The sequence below is a fragment of the Streptomyces sp. NPDC025651 genome (assembly GCF_055558735.1).
Genome location: NZ_JBVHLZ010000001.1, coordinates 1,113,601 through 1,131,663, shown reverse-complemented (window position 1 = coordinate 1,131,663; position 18,063 = coordinate 1,113,601). Strand labels below are relative to the sequence as shown.

General features: G+C 72.1%; 12 protein-coding genes. 10 read left to right on the top strand and 2 right to left on the bottom strand.

Translation table 11 applies throughout. From position 1 onward, the window contains the following. Positions 1-101 precede the first annotated feature (101 nt). The 6 genes from ACZ4D5_RS05325 (at position 102) to ACZ4D5_RS05300 (ending at position 8,714) form a co-directional block, all read left to right on the top strand. On the top strand, positions 102-3,233 hold the full coding sequence (locus ACZ4D5_RS05325; RefSeq protein WP_467770983.1) for an alpha-N-acetylglucosaminidase: 3,132 nt from the start codon (positions 102-104) through the stop codon (positions 3,231-3,233). Between the two features lie 178 nt (positions 3,234-3,411). Beyond that, positions 3,412-5,331 (top strand): hypothetical protein, encoded by a 1,920-nt coding sequence (locus ACZ4D5_RS05320; RefSeq protein ID WP_467771488.1) that lies wholly within the window; start codon positions 3,412-3,414, stop codon positions 5,329-5,331. A 58-nt stretch (positions 5,332-5,389) separates the two neighbouring features. Then, complete coding sequence (locus tag ACZ4D5_RS05315; RefSeq protein ID WP_467770982.1) at positions 5,390-6,295, top strand: metal-dependent hydrolase; 906 nt, start codon at positions 5,390-5,392, stop codon at positions 6,293-6,295. A 1-nt stretch (position 6,296) separates the two neighbouring features. After that, positions 6,297-7,367 (top strand): PDR/VanB family oxidoreductase, encoded by a 1,071-nt coding sequence (locus tag ACZ4D5_RS05310; RefSeq protein ID WP_467770981.1) that lies wholly within the window; start codon positions 6,297-6,299, stop codon positions 7,365-7,367. Positions 7,368-7,457: 90 nt separating this feature from the next. Continuing rightward, complete coding sequence (locus ACZ4D5_RS05305) at positions 7,458-8,159, top strand: TetR/AcrR family transcriptional regulator (protein ID WP_467770980.1); 702 nt, start codon at positions 7,458-7,460, stop codon at positions 8,157-8,159. A 39-nt stretch (positions 8,160-8,198) separates the two neighbouring features. Then, on the top strand, positions 8,199-8,714 hold the full coding sequence (locus ACZ4D5_RS05300) for a GNAT family N-acetyltransferase (RefSeq protein WP_467770979.1): 516 nt from the start codon (positions 8,199-8,201) through the stop codon (positions 8,712-8,714). A gap of 4 nt (positions 8,715-8,718) precedes the next feature. On the opposite strand, the gene ACZ4D5_RS05295 is transcribed toward ACZ4D5_RS05300, so the two are convergent. Further along, on the bottom strand, positions 8,719-10,350 hold the full coding sequence (locus ACZ4D5_RS05295; protein ID WP_467770978.1) for a SpoIIE family protein phosphatase: 1,632 nt from the start codon (positions 10,348-10,350) through the stop codon (positions 8,719-8,721). A 63-nt stretch (positions 10,351-10,413) separates the two neighbouring features. Further along, positions 10,414-13,116, bottom strand: a complete 2,703-nt coding sequence (gene pulA, locus ACZ4D5_RS05290) for a pullulanase-type alpha-1,6-glucosidase (protein WP_467770977.1) — start codon at positions 13,114-13,116, stop codon at positions 10,414-10,416. A gap of 174 nt (positions 13,117-13,290) precedes the next feature. Between pulA and ACZ4D5_RS05285 the strand changes: the two genes are divergently transcribed. The 4 genes from ACZ4D5_RS05285 (at position 13,291) to ACZ4D5_RS05270 (ending at position 18,022) form a co-directional block, all read left to right on the top strand. Then, positions 13,291-14,730, top strand: coding sequence for an alpha-amylase (locus ACZ4D5_RS05285; protein ID WP_467770976.1), 1,440 nt, complete (start codon positions 13,291-13,293; stop codon positions 14,728-14,730). A gap of 126 nt (positions 14,731-14,856) precedes the next feature. After that, positions 14,857-16,158, top strand: a complete 1,302-nt coding sequence (locus ACZ4D5_RS05280) for an extracellular solute-binding protein (protein ID WP_467770975.1) — start codon at positions 14,857-14,859, stop codon at positions 16,156-16,158. Positions 16,159-16,220: 62 nt separating this feature from the next. Beyond that, positions 16,221-17,099 (top strand): carbohydrate ABC transporter permease, encoded by an 879-nt coding sequence (locus ACZ4D5_RS05275; protein WP_362331673.1) that lies wholly within the window; start codon positions 16,221-16,223, stop codon positions 17,097-17,099. A gap of 14 nt (positions 17,100-17,113) precedes the next feature. Continuing rightward, positions 17,114-18,022 carry a sugar ABC transporter permease gene (locus ACZ4D5_RS05270; RefSeq protein ID WP_467770974.1) on the top strand — a complete coding sequence of 303 codons (909 nt, stop codon included), beginning with the start codon at positions 17,114-17,116 and terminating at the stop codon, positions 18,020-18,022. Positions 18,023-18,063 lie beyond the last annotated feature (41 nt).

The following is an 18,063-nucleotide window of genomic DNA, read 5'->3' as shown; positions in this document are numbered from 1 at the left end:
CGCTCCTTTCGGCTGACTCAACTCCCGTACCGCACATGCACCGTTGAGCCCCCGGGGCGACACGGATACCGTGCGCGCAGCCTTCAACCCAGGGGGTACACATGTCCGAACCGTCCCGACGCACCGTGCTCGGCACCGCGGGAGCCCTCGGCCTCGGCGCCGCCGCCGGCGGCCTTCCGGCCCTGGCCGGCCCCGCGGCCGCGCACCCCGCCGAGGCCCCGGCCTTGGATACGGATGCCGCGCGCTCCGTGCTCAACAGACTCCTCCCGCATCACGCGGAGCAGATCCGTCTCAGACTCGTCCCGCGGCGGGGCCGCGAGGACCGCTTCCGGGTCACCGGGACCACCGGGCGGATCGAGGCGTCCGGCACGACGCCCGCCGTGCTGCTCACCGGCGTCCACTGGTACCTGAAGTACGTGTGCGGGGCCCATGTCACGTGGAACGGCAGCCAGTTGGACCTGCCGCGCAGGCTGCCCGCGCCGGCCCGCCCCCTTGAGCGGTCCACCTCGCTCCCCCACCGGTTCGCCCTGAACGACACCAACGACGGGTACACCGCGCCGTACGCCGACTGGGCGTACTGGGAGCGGATGATCGACGTACTCGCCCTGCACGGCTGCAACGAAGTCCTGGTGATCGCGGGCGCCGAGGCCGTGTACCACCGGGTCCTCACGGAGTTCGGCTACTCCGACGCCGAGGCGCGGGCGTGGCTGCCCGCGCCCTCGCACCAGCCGTGGTGGCTGCTGCAGAACCTGTCCGGGTACGGCGGGCCCCTCTCCGGGCAACTCATCGACGCACGGGCGGAGTTGGGGCGGCGCATCGTGCGGCGGCTGCGGGAGCTCGGCATCGCGCCCGTCCTGCCCGGCTACTACGGTCACGTCCCGGACGGCTTCGTCGAGCGCAACGGCGGCGACGCGCGCGTCGTGCCGCAGGGCGTCTGGCACGGGTTCAGGAGACCCGACTGGCTCGACCCGCGGACCTCGGCGTTCGCGAAGGTCGCCGCCTCCTTCTACCGCCACCAGGAGCAACTCTTCGGCCCCGCCGACCTCTTCAAGATGGACCTGCTGCACGAGGGCGGCACTCCGGGCGACGTGCCCGTGCCCGACGCCGCCCGCGGCGTGGAGGCCGCACTGCGCACGGCAAGGCCCGGCGCCACCTGGGTCATCCTCGGCTGGGAGGCCAACCCGCTGCCCGCGCTGCTCGACGCCGTCGACAAGAAGCGGATGCTCATCGTCGACGGGGTCTCCGACCGGTTCGCCAGCGTGACGGACCGGGAGAAGGACTGGGGCGGGACCCCGTACGCGTTCGGGACCATCCCCAACTTCGGCGGGCGCACGACCATCGGCGCCCGCACCCACCTGTGGAACGAGAAGTTCTTCGCCTGGCGCGACAAGGCGGACAGCGCGCTGGTGGGCACCGCGTTCATGCCGGAGGCGACGGACCGGGACCCCGCCGCCTTCGAGCTCTTCTCCGAACTGGCCTGGACGAAGGGGCCCGTCGACCGCGCCGCGTGGTTCTCCTCGTACGCCGACTTCCGGTACGGCGGGCGCGACCGCGCCGCGCGGGCCGCCTGGCGGGCGCTGCACGACACCGCCTACCAGCACACCGCCGTCGAGCGCAGCGATCCGCACGACTCCCTCTTCGCCGCCCGGCCCGACCTCGCCGCCGCTCGCGCCGCGGAGTACGCGCCGCGCGCCCTGACGTATGACCCCGGCCGCTTCGACGCCGCGCTCTCCGGGCTCCTCGGGGTCGCGGGGGCGCTGCGGGGCAGCGCCGCCTACCGGCACGACCTGGTGGACGTCGCCCGCCAGGCCCTCGCGCACCGCAGCCGGCAGCTCCTTCCGCAGCTGCGGGCCGCGTACACGAGGAAGGACCAGGCGGCCTTCCGTGAACTGGCCACGCTCTGGCTGCGGTTGATGCGGCTCTCGGACGACGTGACGGGCACCCATGCGGCGTTCCTGCTCGGACCCTGGGTGGAGGCCGCGCGGCGGATGGGGACGAGCGAGGCCGAGCGTGCCGAGTTCGAGCGGACCGCGAAGGTGCTGATCACGGTGTGGGGGGACCGGGCGACGTCCGACCCGGGGCGGCTGCACGACTACGGCAACCGTGAATGGCACGGCCTGCTGGGCGACTTCTACGTGCCCCGGTGGCAGAAGTGGCTCGACGAGCTCGCCGACGCGCTGGCGGCGGGGCGGGCGCCGAGGCCGGTGGACTGGTTCGCGTTCGAGGAGCCGTGGACGCGGGAGCGCAAGGACTACCCGCTGCGGCCCGTCGGCGCTCCGTACCGGACGGCCGCGCGGGTGCGGGACGTTCTGGCGCGGGCGCCGTACCAGGGGAACCTGGAGGTCACCGCGGATCCGGCGTCGATGCCGCCGGGCGGGCACGCGCGCGTTAAGGCCGTTTTCCGCAACGTCAACGGGCTGCGCGCCACCGGCCGCGTCGACTTCACGCTGACCGGCGTGGCCGCGGAGCCGTCGGGGCCCGTCTCCCTGCCGAGGGTCGAGGCGGCCGGGACGGGTGAGGTCGCGTGGCGGGTCAGCGCCCCGGACACGCCCCTGGACCGGCCGTTGCGGCCGCTCCCGTACGAGATCGCCGTGCGGTACGGCCCCGCGGGCGAGCGGAGGGTGCGGTCCGTGCACGACGGGACGCTGTTCGTGGCGGGGCCGGTGAGCGACTCCTGGGAGACGTACAGCAACAACGGCGCGGTCTTCGGGGAGTGGGACGGTCGGTACGCGATCCATGGGGGCGGGGCGGATCTGTGGAAGGGCACGACGGAGTTCGGGGCGCTGTACCGGGAGGGGGTGCTGCGGGACGGGGTCTCGGTGGTCGTACGGGTCGACTCCCAGGCCGCGACCGGGCCTTGGGCCCGTGCGGGCATCATCAGCCGGGTGGCGTTGGGGCGCCCCGGTTCCGCGGGGATCGTCAACCTCGCGGTCACGCCGGGCAACGGGGTGGTGCTGTCGTACGACACCAACGGCGACGGCACGCTGGACACGTACAAGCGGATCACGGGAATCGCGGCGCCGGTACTGCTGCGGCTGACGCGGGTCGGGGGCGGCGCGGTCACGGGGTCCTGTTCCGTGGACGACGGGGCCACGTGGCGGGACGTGGCGACGGTGACCGTGGCGGGGATGGGGACCGCGCAGGACGTCGGCATGTTCATGAGCGCGACGAACGGGGGTGACGGGGCGCGCGGCACGGTGGAGTTCAGCGGGTGGCGGGTCGCGGGCGGGTAGCCCGGCCTGTTCGTCTGCGGGGCGGGGGGGGGACGCGTCCTCCGCGGGCCGCGTGTGGGCAGGGCCTGTTCCGCCGCCGCCTCCCCCCCCCTGCCCCAGGCGGACAAGTCCACCGTGGGGCGGTGCCGCACCCGGCGTGCCGCGGGCGGCAAGGTGACCATCCGACGATTCGCTCGTTCTGTTGAACGTGTCCTCGCATGTGCAGTCCCCGTCCCCGTCCCACCCCGCCCCCGTCGTCGACGTGGAGCAGGCCGAGGCCGCCCTCGTCGAGCACTACCCACGGCTCGTCCGGCTGGCCTACCTCGTGCTGCCGCCGAGCCTCGGCCGCAACCGGCGGGTCCTGACCGCCCACTCCCTCGCCCAGCGCGCCCTGCCCCGCGGCCGCACCTCCGTCGACGCCGTCGCCGTGCCCGCACCGCGCGGCGGCGCCGCCCGCCACGGCGACGCCGGATACGCGTACGTACGCCTCCACGTCCTGCGCAGCGCCCTCGACGCCGGGCTCCCCCTGAAGCGCAAGGCCTGGCCCAAGCGGGCCCAACTGCCGCCGCTGCTCCCCCAGGTGTGGGGGCTCCGGCTCTTCCCGCGCTCCGGCGGCGCCGACGAACTCGCCCTGGACCAGCGGCTCTCCGCCCTGTCGGGAGCCGCCCGCGCCGCCTACGTCCTGCGGGGCCTCGAACGCCTCGACGAGGACGGGGCCCGCGCCGTGCTGACCGCCGCCGGATGCGACGACCCCGGAGCCGCCCTCGCCGAGGCCGGTGACGTCGAGGCGCGGTACGAACTCCTCGCGTCGCCCGAGTTCGACCCCTGCTCCCTGCAGGCGCGGCCCACCGACCTGATGCGGCGCAGGCAGCACCTGCGGGCCGCGGGCGTCGCGGCCGCCGCCGCGCTGGTGTGCGGGGCGCTGCTCGGCCTGCCGGGCGACGGCTGGGGGCCCGACGGCGCCGCCGCGCCCCCGTACGCGCAGAACCCGGCCGGTCAAGCCGCCCTGGATCCCGGCACGTTGACGAAGGCCGCCGCCGGGGCCTGGAAGCGCTCCGCCCGCACCGACTTCTCCGTGTGGCCCGCGCGCGGCGACCTCACCGACGACAGGGCCCTGCTGCGCCGCGCCCTCGCCGTCTGGGCCAGGCCCGGCGAGTCCGTGCGGGTCTCCGCGACCCCCGGCACGGCCGCCGGGGCGCCCCCCGGCCCCGCCCAGCTGCTCTTCGCGGGCGAGGTCGACGCCGCCCGCGTCGTCCTGCTCTACGACGGCCTGCGCATCGTCCGGTACGCCGAGCCCCGGGAGGGCACGAGCGGCGCCGCCCTCGACTTCGCCCGCGTCGACGGCGCCACCGGCGCCGAGGCGGGCGCCGTCGTCGTCAACCGCTCCGACGGGAACGTCCGGTACCTCACAGCCCCTTGGATCACGTCCTCGTCGGTTCAGGACCTCCTGAAGCCCGGCGCGAAGGCCGCTTCTCTGCCCCGGTCCGGCGACGGCGTCACCGAGCCCTTCGCAGGCCCCGCGCAGAACGGCCGGTGCACGTCCTGGAACGCGCTGCGGCTGCGCGACAACTCCGGGGCCGTCCGCATGTCGACCGACCTCGGCGAGCTCGTCCCCGCCCGGCTGACCACGGGCCGCCCGCAGGCTCCGCGCGAGGCCACGGCCGCGGACTGGACGAAGTCCGCGTGCTCCCTGGCCTCCGTCCGCTCGCACGGCGTGCGGTCCGTGAACTCCTGGGCGTACGCCCGCCAGACGCTGCCCGAGGGCGACGGCACCGCCGCGTGGGTCTGCACCCGCGCCGAGACCTGGCGGGGCGGCGGCAGCCGGGTCCTCGCCCAGTTCCAGACGCCCGAGGGGCCCGCCGGTGCCGTCGCCGCCAAGGCCGAGAACTCCCCCGCGTGCGGCACCCGCGACCCGCAGGTCCTCGCGGGCGTCCTGTGGAAGTCCCGGGCGGGCCACTGGTACCTGCTCGGCGCGGGCAGCAAGGACGTCACGTCCATCACCGCGTCCGGCGGCGAGCGCGCGAACGGCAACGTCCTGGCCACGAGGACCGAGCGGTCCACACGGGCGCGGCTCAGCGGCGAGCTGGCCGACGGGACGAAGGTGACGACCCTGCGCTGAGGGAAGTTCCCGGCGCAGACCCCTGTACCCCCGAACTACCCATCAGTACATTGACGCCATGTCTAATACGCAGAGCCGGGCGCCCGAGCCCGTCGCGTCCGAGCGCATACCGCTCAAGGCACGCAACGTCTCCTTCTCCTGGGAGAACACCCCGCTCCACTGGCTCCCGAACGACCCGTTCACCACGCACACCATCAACGTGCTGCATCTGCTGCTGCCCGCCGGCGAGCGCTGGTTCGTGCACGTCTACAAGCAGGTGCTCCCCCTCGTCCGCGACGAGCGGCTCCGCGCGGACGTCATCGGGTTCATCGGCCAGGAGGCCATGCACTCGCAGGCCCATGACGAGGTGCTTCCGCACCTCAAGGAGCAGGGGCTCGACCCGACGCCGTACACCGCGCAGGTCGACTGGCTCTTCGAGAAGCTGCTCGGCGACCGGACGCTGCCGCCGGGCAGGCCGCGCCAGTGGTGGCTGATGGAGCGCGTGGCGATCATCGCGGCCATCGAGCACTACACCGCCTTTCTCGGCAACTGGGTGCTCAACGCCGAGGAGCTGGACCGCAGGGGCGCCGACCCCACCATGCTGGACCTGCTGCGCTGGCACGGCGCCGAGGAGGTCGAGCACCGCTCCGTCGCCTTCGAGTTGTTCATGCACCTTGACGGCAGCTACCGGCGCCGGGCCAGGACCTGGGCCACCGCCTTCAGCGCCCTGGTCTTCCTCTGGCAGCGCGGGGCCCGGTTCTTCATGGCGAACGACCCGACGCTCGTCGACGGCAAGGCGAGCTTCAGGGCCTTCCACCGCAGCGGGCGCGCGGGCACGCTGCCCGCGACCGGCGACATGATCAAGTCCATCCCCCGCTATCTGAGCCGGAGTTACCACCCCTCCCGGGAAGGCAGCACCGAGCAGGCCGCCGCCTACCTCGCCTCCTCGCCCGCCGCCGTCGCCGCCGAGAAGGGAGCCGCCTGACATGCCGCGCGTCTATACCGTCGCCCTCGCCGCGGGCGTGGCCCTGCTCGCCAGGCGGGCCATGCGGCGCCGCATCGAGGCCTCGCCGCTGTGGCCGCTGCCCGCCCTGGAGGAGCCGGTCTCCGGGCAGCCGCGCGGCCGGGCGCTGCGGTTGACGGTCGCCCGGCACGAGAACATCGCCGAGGGCGTCGTCCAACTGCGCCTCGAAGGTGCGGGGTTGCCCGCCTGGGAGCCCGGCGCCCACCTCGATCTCGTCCTGCCTTCGGGGCTCGTGCGGCAGTACTCGCTGTGCGGCGACCCCGAGGACACCTCCTCGTACACCGTCGCCACCCGTCTGATCACCGCGGAGCAGGGCGGCAGGGGCGGCTCGCGCGAGGTGCACGAGCGGCTCGCGGTGGGCGCCGAGGTCGAGGTGCGCGGGCCGCGCAACCGCTTCCCGCTCACCGACGCACCCTCGTACGTCTTCGTCGCCGGCGGCATCGGGATCACGCCGATCCTGCCGATGCTGCGGGCCGTCGAGGCCTCCGGGGCCGACTGGCGGCTGCTGTACGGGGGGCGTTCGCGGGCCTCGATGCCCTTCCTCGAAGAGGTCGCCAAGCTCGACGGGCCCGAGGGGGCGCGGGTCACCGTCGTCGCCGAGGACGAGGACGGGCTGCCGGACCTGGCCGCCTTCCTCGAAGGGACGCCGCGGGGCGCCGCCGTCCACGCATGCGGACCCGAGCCTCTGACGGAGGCCGTCGGCGCCGTCCTGCCCGAGGGGTGCACACTGCACCTGGAGCGGTTCGCGCCGCGCACGTCCGCCGACGGCGACGCCGCCTTCGAGGTCGAACTGCGGCGCAGCAGGCGGACGGTGGCGGTGCCCGCGGACACCACGGTCCTTGCCGCCGTCCGCGCCGAGCTGCCGGACACGGCGTACTCCTGCGAGCAGGGTTTCTGCGGAACGTGCCAACAGCGCGTCCTGGAAGGGGAGATCGACCACAGGGACGAGCTGCTCACGGACGAGGAGCGGGGCGACTCCATGCTCATCTGCGTCTCACGGGCGCGCGGCGAGCGGCTCGTGCTCGACATGTGAGGTCTCGTGCTCGACATGTGAGGTCTCGTGCGCGCGATCGGCACCGGACCGGTTCGCCGGTGGGCCGGTTCCGCTCGGTAAGGTGTTCGCATGACAACCGGGGTGCGCCGCAGGATGGGTGTCGAGGAGCGGCGGCAGCAGTTGATCGGGGTCGCGCTCGAACTGTTCAGCCACCGCTCCCCCGACGACGTGTCCATCGACGAGATAGCAGCGGCCGCGGGCATCTCGCGCCCGCTGGTGTACCACTACTTCCCCGGCAAACTCAGCCTGTACGAGGCGGCGTTGCGCCGGGCGGCCGAGGACCTGGCCGAGCGGTTCGTGGAGCCGCACGAAGGGCCGCTCGGGGCACGGCTGTTGCGGGTGATGGGGCGCTTCCTCGCCTTCGTCGACGAGCACGGACCCGGCTTCTCCGCGCTGATGCGGGGCGGCCCCGCGGTCGGCTCGTCGACCACCAACGCGCTGATCGACTCGGTGCGGCAGGCGGCGTACGACCAGATCCTCATGCACCTGGGCGTCACCTCCCCGCCCGCCCGCCTCGAACTCGTCGTGCGCTCCTGGATCTCGCTCGCCGAGTCGACCGCCCTGATCTGGCTGGGCGGGCGGCGCATCCCGCGCGCGGAGCTGGAGCTCCAACTGGTCCACGACTTCGCGGCGTTGGCCGCGGTGAGCGCCGCCTACGACGAGGAGATGGCACGGGTCCTCGCCGGCATCCTCGCCTCGGAGCCGGCCGACGGGCCGTTCGCCGAACTCATCGAGCGGCTCGTGGCGCTGGTGCCGCAGGCCCGGGTCTGAGACGACCCGCGGGGCGCGCCCGCCCCTACAGTGATCGCCATGACGGCACAACTCGCGTTCCGCAGGGCGGACGAGACGGACACGGCCACCCTCACCGGCCTCTTCGACGGTGCGGCGCACTGGATGCTGGAGCGCGGCATCGACCAGTGGAAGCCGGGCGACAAGGACGAGCCGCACTTCCGGCGGCTGATCACGTCGGGTGCCGAAGAGGTGTGGCTCGCGTACGACGGCGACGAGGCCGCGGGGGCGTACGAGGTGTGGTGGGACGACGAGGCCGCGTGGGGTCCGCAGCCGCCGGTCGCGGGCTATGTGCACCGGCTGATGGTGCGGCGCGGGGCGCGGCCGGGGACGGGGCGGGCGATGCTGGCCCGGGCCGAGCGGCGGATCGCCGAGGCCGGGCGGGCGCTGTGCCGTCTGGACTGCGTGTCGACCAACCCGCGGCTGCGCACGTACTACGAGGAGGCCGGGTACACGCTGGTGGGCGAGTTGGCGGGGAAGGTCGCCGCCGACGGGAGCACGTACGGCGTGCTGCTCCTGGAGAAGCCGCTCGGCTGACGCCCTACGCGTCGCCGTTCAGCCGCAGCGTGAGCATCGCGATGTCGTCGCCCCTGTCGTGCCCGAAGCAGGCGAGCAGGGTGTCGCACAGGGCGGCGGCGCCGGGCGGCGCGCCGGCGGCGACCGCGCGCAGATGCTCCATGGACACCGCGAGGTCCGTGCCGCGGGTCTCGATGAGCCCGTCGGTGACCATGACGAGCCGGTCGGTGGGCCCGAGGACCGTGTCGGTGGGCTGCGGCCGATCGAGGCCCAGGCCGAGCAGCGGGCCGCTCGCCTCGATGTAGCGGGCGCCGTCGGCGCCGACGACCAGCGGTGGGATGTGTCCGGCGTTGGCGACGCGGGTGCGCCCGGTGGCCGGGTCGACGAGGGCGAGGCAGAGGGTGGCCGTCACCTCGGGGTGGTAGCGCTGCAGCATCCTGTCGAGGCGTCCGGCGAGCGCTCTGGGGTCGCTCTCCTCGACGCAGTAGGCGCGCAGCGCGTGCCGGATCTCGACCATGACGGTGGCGGCCTCCAGGGAGTGGCCGACGACGTCGCCGATGCCGGTGAGCACGCCCTCCGGTGTGGCGAGCGCGGCGTAGAAGTCGCCGCCGATCTCCGTGTCGTGGGAGGCGGGTTCGTAGCGCACGACGATCTCGGCGCCGGGCACCTGCGGCACCTGCGTGGGCAGGAAGCTGCGCTGGAGGGTGAGGGCGATGTGGCGTTCCATCTCGTACATCAGCAGTCGTTCGGCGGCGAGCGCGGTGGCGTGGGCGAGCCTGCTCACCAGGCGTGCGGTGTCCTCGGTGAGGCCGTGGGCGTACGCGGGTGTGGCCAGGCAGACGGGCACGCCGCCCTCGCGGGCGCGGGCCAGGGCGAGCCGGGCGCCGTCGGGTGGGCGACTGCCACCGGGCGGCTCGGCCTGGAAGAAGCCGGGCGGCCACAGCGGGGCGGGCACGATGGTGCTGCGCACGCCGACGCGGCCCGACATGCTGCGCTGGATCAGGCGCGCCACCGCGTCGTGCGCGCCGTCGTCGGGCAGTGCGGCGGCGGTTCTGCGCCGGGACAGGCCACGGCGCAGTTCGCCGTCCGCGCCGAGGACGAACGCGGCGGCGGGGCCGTAGGTGAGGCGGGCCGTACCGGTGGCGGCGGCCTCGACGAGTTCGCGCGAGGAACGGGCCGACTGCACGTCCAGGACCGTCTCGGTGAGCTGGGTGAGGTGCCCGGCCTGTGCCTCGGCGTCGCTGCGGTGGCGGGCGCCGCGGGCCACGGCCCGGACGACGGCCTGGATCTCCTCCGGTTCGGCGGGCACCGTCAGATAGGCCTCGCCGCCCGCGTCGAGGCCGAGGCACCGGTCCGCGGGGGCGACCCGGGCGGCCGAGAAGTGCACGACGGGCAGCGCGGCGGTCGGGGGCGACTCCTTCATGCGGCGGCAGAGCTCGAAGCCGCTCATGTCGGGCAGGCCGACGTCGACGAGGGCCACGTCGGGCAGTTCGCCGGCGCGGTGGCGGACGTCGAGTTCGACGAGGGCCTCGCCGGCGCTGGCCGCGAGGACCACGCGGTGGCCGGCCCTGCGCAGGACAGCGCTCAGCGCGTATCGGCTGGCGGCGACGTCGTCGACCACCAGGATCGTGGTGTCTGCCTTGCCGTTGGCGCTCACGCGGGGCCCCTTTGGGGCTGGTGGGGCAGACCCCCCTCGGGCCTGCCCGACCAAGTTAGCGCTCTAGCGGGCGCTCCGGGAGAACACGGCGACGGTCCGACCGGGAACGGTGAAGATCCCGGAACTTGTCTCGTACGTCGCGGACTTGACGATAGGATCCGCGCCCGTTTTCTGGACGGGGTGCAAGGCGTAGGCGCTCCCCGCGACGGCCCCGACCTGCTGTTCCCTGGTGTCCGGGGTGGCGTTGACGACCACCACGAGATCGCCGAGCCGCATGGTGATGACCCCGGGCGTCTCCCCGCGGCCCGACAGGGGGAAGCTCAGCGTCCGCTGCACCTGGTCCGCCGTGCGCTGCCCGAAGGCGGGTTCGGTCGTACGGATCTTCAGCAGATCCCGGTAGGCGGCCGAGGCGGCCCGGATGTCCGCACAGCCGACCCGGACCGACGTCAACAGCGGCTTGGCGTAGGTCCACTTGGTCTTGTTGTCGGCGGCGGGCGGCAGGCCGCGCCCGAAGCCGTTGCCGTCGCGGCAGTCCCAGTGCAGGGCGTTGAACCAGTCGCCGCTGTCGTAGGAGTTGCGGTCCAGGGACTTGGAGCGCAGCAGGTCGGTGCCCGCCTGGGAGAGCGCGGGGCCCTGGGAGAGCGTGGCCGTGGCCATCGCGAGGACCTGCATGCGGGAGCGGTCGGCCGGGGAGGTCGACGCGGGCAGCTTGAAGGCGAGGGCGTCGAAGAGGGTTTCGTTGTCGTGGGCGTCGGCGTAGGCGAGGGCGTCTCCGGGGGCTGCCGCGTAGCCCGCGGGCGCGCCGTTGTAGTCGACCTCGGAGCCCTTGACCGTACGTCCCGTGCTGTCGGTGAAGGTGTAGTCGGCGAGGTTTCCCGTGAGGCCGAGCTTGACGAGGTCCTGGTAGTGCAGGAGGCGGGCCTTCTGCTGGGCCGGGGTGCCGTTGGCCTTCGAGGAGTTGGGGTCGGTGTACAGGCCGCTGGCGAAGCCCTGGACGCCCGGGTCCTCGTCGAAGGGGCCGCCGCCGCGCACCGCGTCGCGGGCCCGGTCGGAGAAGGTGGCGATGCCGGTGCCCGCCATGTTCTTCTGGGTGGCCTGGACGAAGCGGGCGTCGTCGGCGACCTCGCCGAAGTTCCAGCCCTCTCCGTAGAGGATGATCCGCTTGCCGTCGACGCCGTCCTTCTCCGGGGTGAGCGCGTCCAGGGCCGTGCGGACGGCGAGGATGTTGGCCTTGGGGTGGTGGCCCATCAGGTCGAAGCGGAAGCCGTCGATCTTGTACTGCTTCGCCCAGGTGACCAGGGAGTCGACGACGAGCTTGCCCATCATGGCGTTCTCGGGCGCGGTGTTCGCGCAGCAGGTGGAGTTCGCGACGGTGCCGTCGGCCAGGAGGCGGTGGTAGTAGCCGGGCACGATCCTGTCGAGGACGGACTTGGGGTCCTGGCCGCTCGCGGCCGTGTGGTTGTAGACGACGTCCATGACGACGCGCAGCCCCTCGCCGTTGAGGGCCTTGACCATCTCGCGGAACTCGACGGTGCGGCGGGTCCCTTCGGGGTCGGTGGCGTACGACCCTTCGGGCACCGTGTAGTGGAAGGGGTCGTACCCCCAGTTGTATGCGTCGTCGGCGGCGACGGCGGTCACGCACTCCTGCTGCTTGTCGGAGTCGGCGGCGTGGGAGGCGAGGTCGCAGTCCGGGCTCTTCTGGTCGGCCCTGCGCTCGGGGATGGTCGCGATGTCGAAGGCGGGCAGCAGGTGCACGTACGAAGTCCCGGCCCCGGCCAGCTTCCTGAGGTGCCGTGAGCCCTTGCTGCGGGTGTCGGTGAAGGCGAGGTACGTGCCGCGGTGGCGGGCCTTGGCCGTGCGGTCGGACGCGGAGAAGTCGCGGATGTGGAGTTCCTGGATCTGGGCGTCGCCCATCGGCACGGCCCGCGGCTTCTTCAGCCTCGACCAGCCCTTGGGGGCGAGGGACCTGGCGTCGAGGTCGGCCACGAGGCTGTGGGTGGAGTCGGTGGTCAGGGCGAGCGAGTAGGGGTCGGTGACCTGGTTGGTGACGACCGCGCGGGCGCTCGGGGACCAGACCTTCACGACGTAGCGGTAGGGCTTGCCGTTCCAGCGCGCGGGGCCGGTGGCGGACCAGACGCCGCTGGAGCCGTCGCGCCTCATCGGCACGCGCTCGCCGCCGAGTTCGAGGGCGACGGACTGCGCGGTGGGCGCCCAGACGGACAGGGTGGGGCGCCCCTTGCGGAAGACCGGGCCGAGCGAGGCCTTGGTGGCGCGCGCGGCGTAGAGGTCGTCGAGGACGCCCTGGGTCTGGACGCCGGTGGCGGTGACGAGGGTGCCGTCGGCCGTGCGCTGGGTGAGGACCACCTGGCCGGTGAGGGCCTCGGCGAGGCGCTCACGGTCCCGGCTCTCCACCGCGTAGGCGGCGTAGGACGCGAGGTGCGGGAACTTCTCGCGCTGGGCCGCGGACAGGCCGCCGGGGACCTTGCGGAGACGCAACTCCGTGCCGGTACCGGTGAGTTCGCCGCCCTTGAGGGCGAGCTTCCCGTCCCGGTCGGCGACGAGCCGGGTGGCGGCGGCCGCCACGGCGTCCTTCCGGACGGCGACGGTGGCGCGGTCGATCCACTGGGCCGTCGACTTCGTCAGGTCGAGGGGGGCGTCGCCGTCGGGGGGCGCCGCGCCCGCCGGTATCGCGGCGAGGAGGGCCGCGACGAGCGCGAGAACGATGCCGGTGACCGCCACGGTGCGGTGCCTGAACTCCTGGGCCATGACGGGGGAACGTACCGCCAAGTCCATCTTGCAGCAAGGGATTGCAAGAATTTCCAGTCGACGCATTGACTGAGCCACACCAGCCCCTCCACGCTCACCACGACACGCAACTCGGCCCGTCTGGAGTCGAGTTCGTCGTCGTCCCCCCACCGTGAACCCTCAAGGAGCCGCACCATGCCCCTCCCCCCACGACCACGACGGCGCGCCGCGCGACTGCTCGCGGCGGGCGCCCTGACCATCGGCGCCCTGACCACCCTGCCCGCGACGCCCGCGCAGGCCGGCCGGCAGGCCACCGACACCGGCGTCCCCAACGGCGACACCATCGCCAACCTCTGGGAGTGGAACTGGAAGTCGGTCGCCGCCGAGTGCACCGACGTCCTCGACCCGGCCGGCTACGGCGCCGTCCAGGTCGCGCCGCCCGCCGAGTCCCTCAAGGCCACCGGCCTGAACTGGTGGGACGTGTACCAGCCCTACTCGTACGGCCTCACCAGCCGGTTCGGCACGGAGAAGCAGTTCGAGGAGATGGTCGCCACCTGCCACGGCGCGGGCATCAAGGTGTACGTCGACGCGGTGATCAACCACACCTCCGCACAGCCGGGCACCGGCTACGGCGGCACGAAGGTCACCGACAAGTACGACACCCCCGACTGGAACCCCGGCGACTTCCACCAGAGCGACGACTGCAAGGACGAGGACCTCACGATCGACGACTGGTCGAACCAGGCCGAGGTCCAGAACTGCGAACTGCTCGGCCTGCCCGACCTGGAGACGGAGGAGGACGGGGTCCGCAAGAAGATCGCCGGGTACCTGAACGAGCTCACCGGCATCGGCGTCGACGGCTACCGCATCGACGCCGCCAAGCACATCCCGGCCGCCGATCTCGCCGCGATCGAGGGGTACCTGGAGCCCACGCCGTCCGGCGCGAAGCCGTACGTCTTCCAGGAGGTCTACCCGGGCGCGACGCCCGCCCCCGGCGACTACTTCGACACGGGTGACGTCCTGGACTTCACGTACGCGAGCAAGCTGAAGGACCAGTTCAAGGGCGACATCTCCGGCCTGGAGACGTTCGGCGAGAGCTGGGGCCTCGTCCCCGAGGACACGTCGGCGACCTTCGTGACCAACCACGACACCGACCGCAACGGCTACACCCTCGGCCTGAAGGACGGCGCGACCACCACCCTCGCCACCGTCTTCCAGCTGGGCCGCGGCTACGGCACGCCGTCCGTGTACGCCAGCTTCTCCTGGTCGGACGCCGACGGGGCACCGCCGAACGCGGACGGCTTCGTCACCGACACCGACTGCTCGGGCGGCTGGTCCTGCCTCGACCGTGACGCCGCGGTCAAGGGCGCGGTGGCCTTCCACAACGCCACCGACGGCGCGGCATACACGAACTTCCAGGCGAAATCGCCCGATGTCATCGGCTTCAGCCGGGGCGACAAGGGCTTCATGGCGCTCAACAACACGTCCGCGGAGGCGACGTACACGTTCGCGACGAACCTCGCGGACGGGACGTACGAGAACGTGATCGACGGCGGCGCGAGCAGCGTCACCGTCTCCGGCGGCTCGGCCGAGATCACCGTCCCCGCGATGGGCGCGGTGGCGATCCACATCTGAGCCGGCGCACGAAAAAGAGCCCTGCAAGGTCTTTCGCAAGACCTTGCAGGGCTGTTAACTTCCCTCCAGCCCGGCGGCCGTCGAAGGGACGGACGGCACAGCGGGTCCATCCCTCAGGAGTTCACCATGCGACGTGGCATATCGATCGCCGCCGCGGTCACCGCTCTCGCGCTCGGCGCCACCGCCTGCGGCAGCGGCAGTGATGACGGCGAAGGCTCGACCGGCAACGCGAAGTCCGCCAAGGACATCTCCGGTTCCCTCACGTACTGGGACACCTCGGACGCCACGACCGAGGCGCCGGTCTACAAGAAGCTGATCGCCGACTTCGAGCAGAAGTACCCGAAGATCGACGTGAACTACGAGAACGTCGAGTTCGCCTCGATCGAGCAGAAGTTCAAGTCCGCGGCCAAGACCGGCAAGGGCGCCCCCGACGTGATGCGCGCCGACGTCGGCCTCATCCCCGAGTACGCCTCGCTGCACTACATCGCCCCGCTGGACGGCACCCTCGCCCTCAAGGGCGGCACGGACGACTTCACCGAAGGCCCGCTGAACACCACGAAGTACCAGGGCAAGACGTACGGCGTCCCGTCGGTCACCGACACCCTCGGGATCCTCTACAACAAGAAGCTCTTCAAGAAGGCCGGCATCGAGAAGGCGCCCGCCACCTGGGACGAGTTCATCGAGACGTCGAAGACCATCAAGAAGAAGACCGGCGTCGAGGGCACCTACCTCAACCCCGACTCCTACTTCCTGCTCCCCTTCCTCTACGGCGAGGGCACCGACCTCGCCGACCCGAAGTCGAAGAAGATCACGATCAACTCGCCCCAGGCCGTCAAGGCCGTCACCACGGCGAAGAAGGTCTACGACCAGGCCTCGGCGAAGGTCGACTTCGCCAACGCCTACGACAACATGCAGACCTCGTTCAAGAACGGCGAGGTCGCCATGTTGATCCAGGGCCCCTGGTCGGTCACCGACGACCTCTCGGGCAAGGCCTTCAAGGGCGACGAGGACAACCTCGGTTTCGCCCCGGTCCCCGCGGGCTCCACCGGCAAGCCGCAGTCCCCCACCGGCGGCCACGACCTCACCGTCTACCAGGGCTCGAAGAACCTGGACGCCGCCTACCTCTTCACCCAGTTCATGACCACCTCCAAGAGCCAGCAGAAGATCGCCGCGGAGACCGCGACGCTGCCGACCCGCGAGTCCGCGTACACCCCCGAGGTCCTCAAGGACCCGCGCATCAAGGGCTTCCACCCGATCATGAAGAGCGCCCGGCCGCGCGTCGCGCTCCCCCAGGTCGGCAGCCTCTTCACGCCGCTGGTGCAGCAGTACACGAAGATCCTGCAGGGTGACGTCTCCGTGAAGTCCGGCCTCGACGCGGCCGCCGACGACTTCAAGAAGCTGCTCCCCGGCTACACCATCGGCAGCTGAGGCGGGCTGAGTTGATCACCGCACTTCGCCACTCCTGGCAGAAGTACTGGTACGCCTGGGCGATGGTGGCTCCGGTCACCATCGTCCTCGCGGTACTGGTCCTGTATCCGCTGGGCTACGGCTTCTACCTCTCGCTGACCAACGCCAACGAGGCGAACGTGGCGCGGGACATCGGCGCCTTCCACGCCCCGGCGACGTACGAGATGGTCGGGCTCGACAACTACTGGTCGGTCCTGTCCGGCGCGGACGGCGACTTCTACCCGCGCCTGATCTGGACGGTGATCTGGACCGTGTCCTGCGTCGTCCTGCACATCGCCATCGGCATGGGCCTCGCGCTGCTGCTCAACCGCAGGATGCGCGCCAAGCTGCTCTACCGCGCCCTGCTCATCCTGCCGTGGGCGGTCCCCGCCTTCGTCGGCGTCTTCGCCTGGCGTCTGATGCTCAACTCGCAGTACGGCGTGTTCAACGAGATGATCACGGCGGTCGGCCTGCCGGCCCAGAACTGGCTCGCGACACCGCTCGCCCAGAAGGTCGCCGTGATCATGGTGAACGTCTGGATCGGCGTCCCCTTCAACATGGTGGCGCTCCTCGGCGGACTGCAGTCCATCCCCAAGGAGCTGTACGAGGCCGCCGAGATGGACGGCGCGTCCCCCTGGCAGCGCTTCGTGAACGTCACGCTCCCCGGCCTGCGCCCGGTGACCAACACCGTGGTCCTGCTCGGCTGCATCTGGACGTTCAACATGTTCGCGGTGATCTACCTCCTCCTTGGCCAGAACACCACCGGTGAGGCGGACATCCTCGTGACCTTCGCGTTCCGCAAGGCGTTCACCGGAGTGTCCGACTACTCCGGCGCAGCCACCTACGGAATCGTCATCCTCGCCCTCCTCCTCGCCTTCTCGACCTTCTACCGCCGCCGCCAGCTCAAGACCGAGCAGGCGTGAGGGGGCCCGCCACCATGACCTCAGCAACCACCCACTCCCCCGCCTCCGTCGCCACCCCGGCGAAGGCCGCCGCGCCGCGCGTGAAGAAGGTCCGCGGCCGCGAGGAGCGCTCGACGCTCGCCTCGGTCGCGCTGCACGGCACGCTGATCCTCGCGAGCCTGGTCGCCGCGTTCCCCGTCGTGTGGATCGTCTTCATCTCGCTCGGCCCCAAGACGGCCTGGCAGAGCCCCGGCGAGGTGCTCGGCAACCTCAGCCTCGACAACTACGTCAAGGTCCTCACCGACACCGACTTCCCGCAGTGGTTCGGCGCCTCGGTGATCGTCGCGGGCGGCACCACGGTGCTCGGCGTGTTCCTCGCGGCGAGCGCGGGCTACGCGGTCTCGCGGATGCGCTTCCCCGGCCACAGGCAGCTGATGTGGTCGTTCCTGGTCACCCAGATGTTCCCGATGGCCGTCCTGATCGTGCCGCTCTACGAACTCCTGGCCCGCTTCGACCTGATCGACAACTACCTCGGGCTCATCCTCACGTACGCGACGACCGCGGTCCCCTTCTGCGCCTGGATGATGAAGGGGTACTTCGACACGATCCCGCACGAGATCGACGAGGCGGGGCGGGTCGACGGCCTCACCCCCTTCGGCACGTTCTGGCGGCTCATCGTGCCGCTCGCCAAGCCGGGCCTCGCGGTGACCGCCTTCTACAGCTTCCTCACCGCGTGGGGCGAGGTCGCCTACGCCTCCCAGTTCATGGGTGCGGACCACTACACCCTCGCCGTCGGAATCCGCACCTTCGCCACCGAATCCCGCGCGGACTGGGCCATGATGACCGCCGCCTCGGTGATCATCCTGATCCCGGCGACCCTCGTCTTCCTTCTGGTCCAGCGCAACCTGGTGTCGGGCCTGACGGCCGGCGGCACCAAGTCCTGACGCCTCGACCCCCTCACCACTCCCCGCACTCCTAAGGGACT

What these genes read in the sequence shown, in the direction of transcription:
- ACZ4D5_RS05325 (WP_467770983.1), top strand. Translation starts at nt 102, where the DNA reads ATGTCCGAACCGTCCCGACGCACCGTGCTCGGCACCGCGGGAGCCCTC.
- ACZ4D5_RS05315 (WP_467770982.1), top strand. Translation starts at nt 5,390, where the DNA reads ATGTCTAATACGCAGAGCCGGGCGCCCGAGCCCGTCGCGTCCGAGCGC.
- ACZ4D5_RS05310 (WP_467770981.1), top strand. Translation starts at nt 6,297, where the DNA reads ATGCCGCGCGTCTATACCGTCGCCCTCGCCGCGGGCGTGGCCCTGCTC.
- ACZ4D5_RS05305 (WP_467770980.1), top strand. Translation starts at nt 7,458, where the DNA reads ATGACAACCGGGGTGCGCCGCAGGATGGGTGTCGAGGAGCGGCGGCAG.
- ACZ4D5_RS05300 (WP_467770979.1), top strand. Translation starts at nt 8,199, where the DNA reads ATGACGGCACAACTCGCGTTCCGCAGGGCGGACGAGACGGACACGGCC.
- pulA (WP_467770977.1), bottom strand. Translation starts at nt 13,116, where the DNA reads ATGGCCCAGGAGTTCAGGCACCGCACCGTGGCGGTCACCGGCATCGTT.
- ACZ4D5_RS05285 (WP_467770976.1), top strand. Translation starts at nt 13,291, where the DNA reads ATGCCCCTCCCCCCACGACCACGACGGCGCGCCGCGCGACTGCTCGCG.
- ACZ4D5_RS05280 (WP_467770975.1), top strand. Translation starts at nt 14,857, where the DNA reads ATGCGACGTGGCATATCGATCGCCGCCGCGGTCACCGCTCTCGCGCTC.
- ACZ4D5_RS05275 (WP_362331673.1), top strand. Translation starts at nt 16,221, where the DNA reads ATGGTGGCTCCGGTCACCATCGTCCTCGCGGTACTGGTCCTGTATCCG.
- ACZ4D5_RS05270 (WP_467770974.1), top strand. Translation starts at nt 17,114, where the DNA reads ATGACCTCAGCAACCACCCACTCCCCCGCCTCCGTCGCCACCCCGGCG.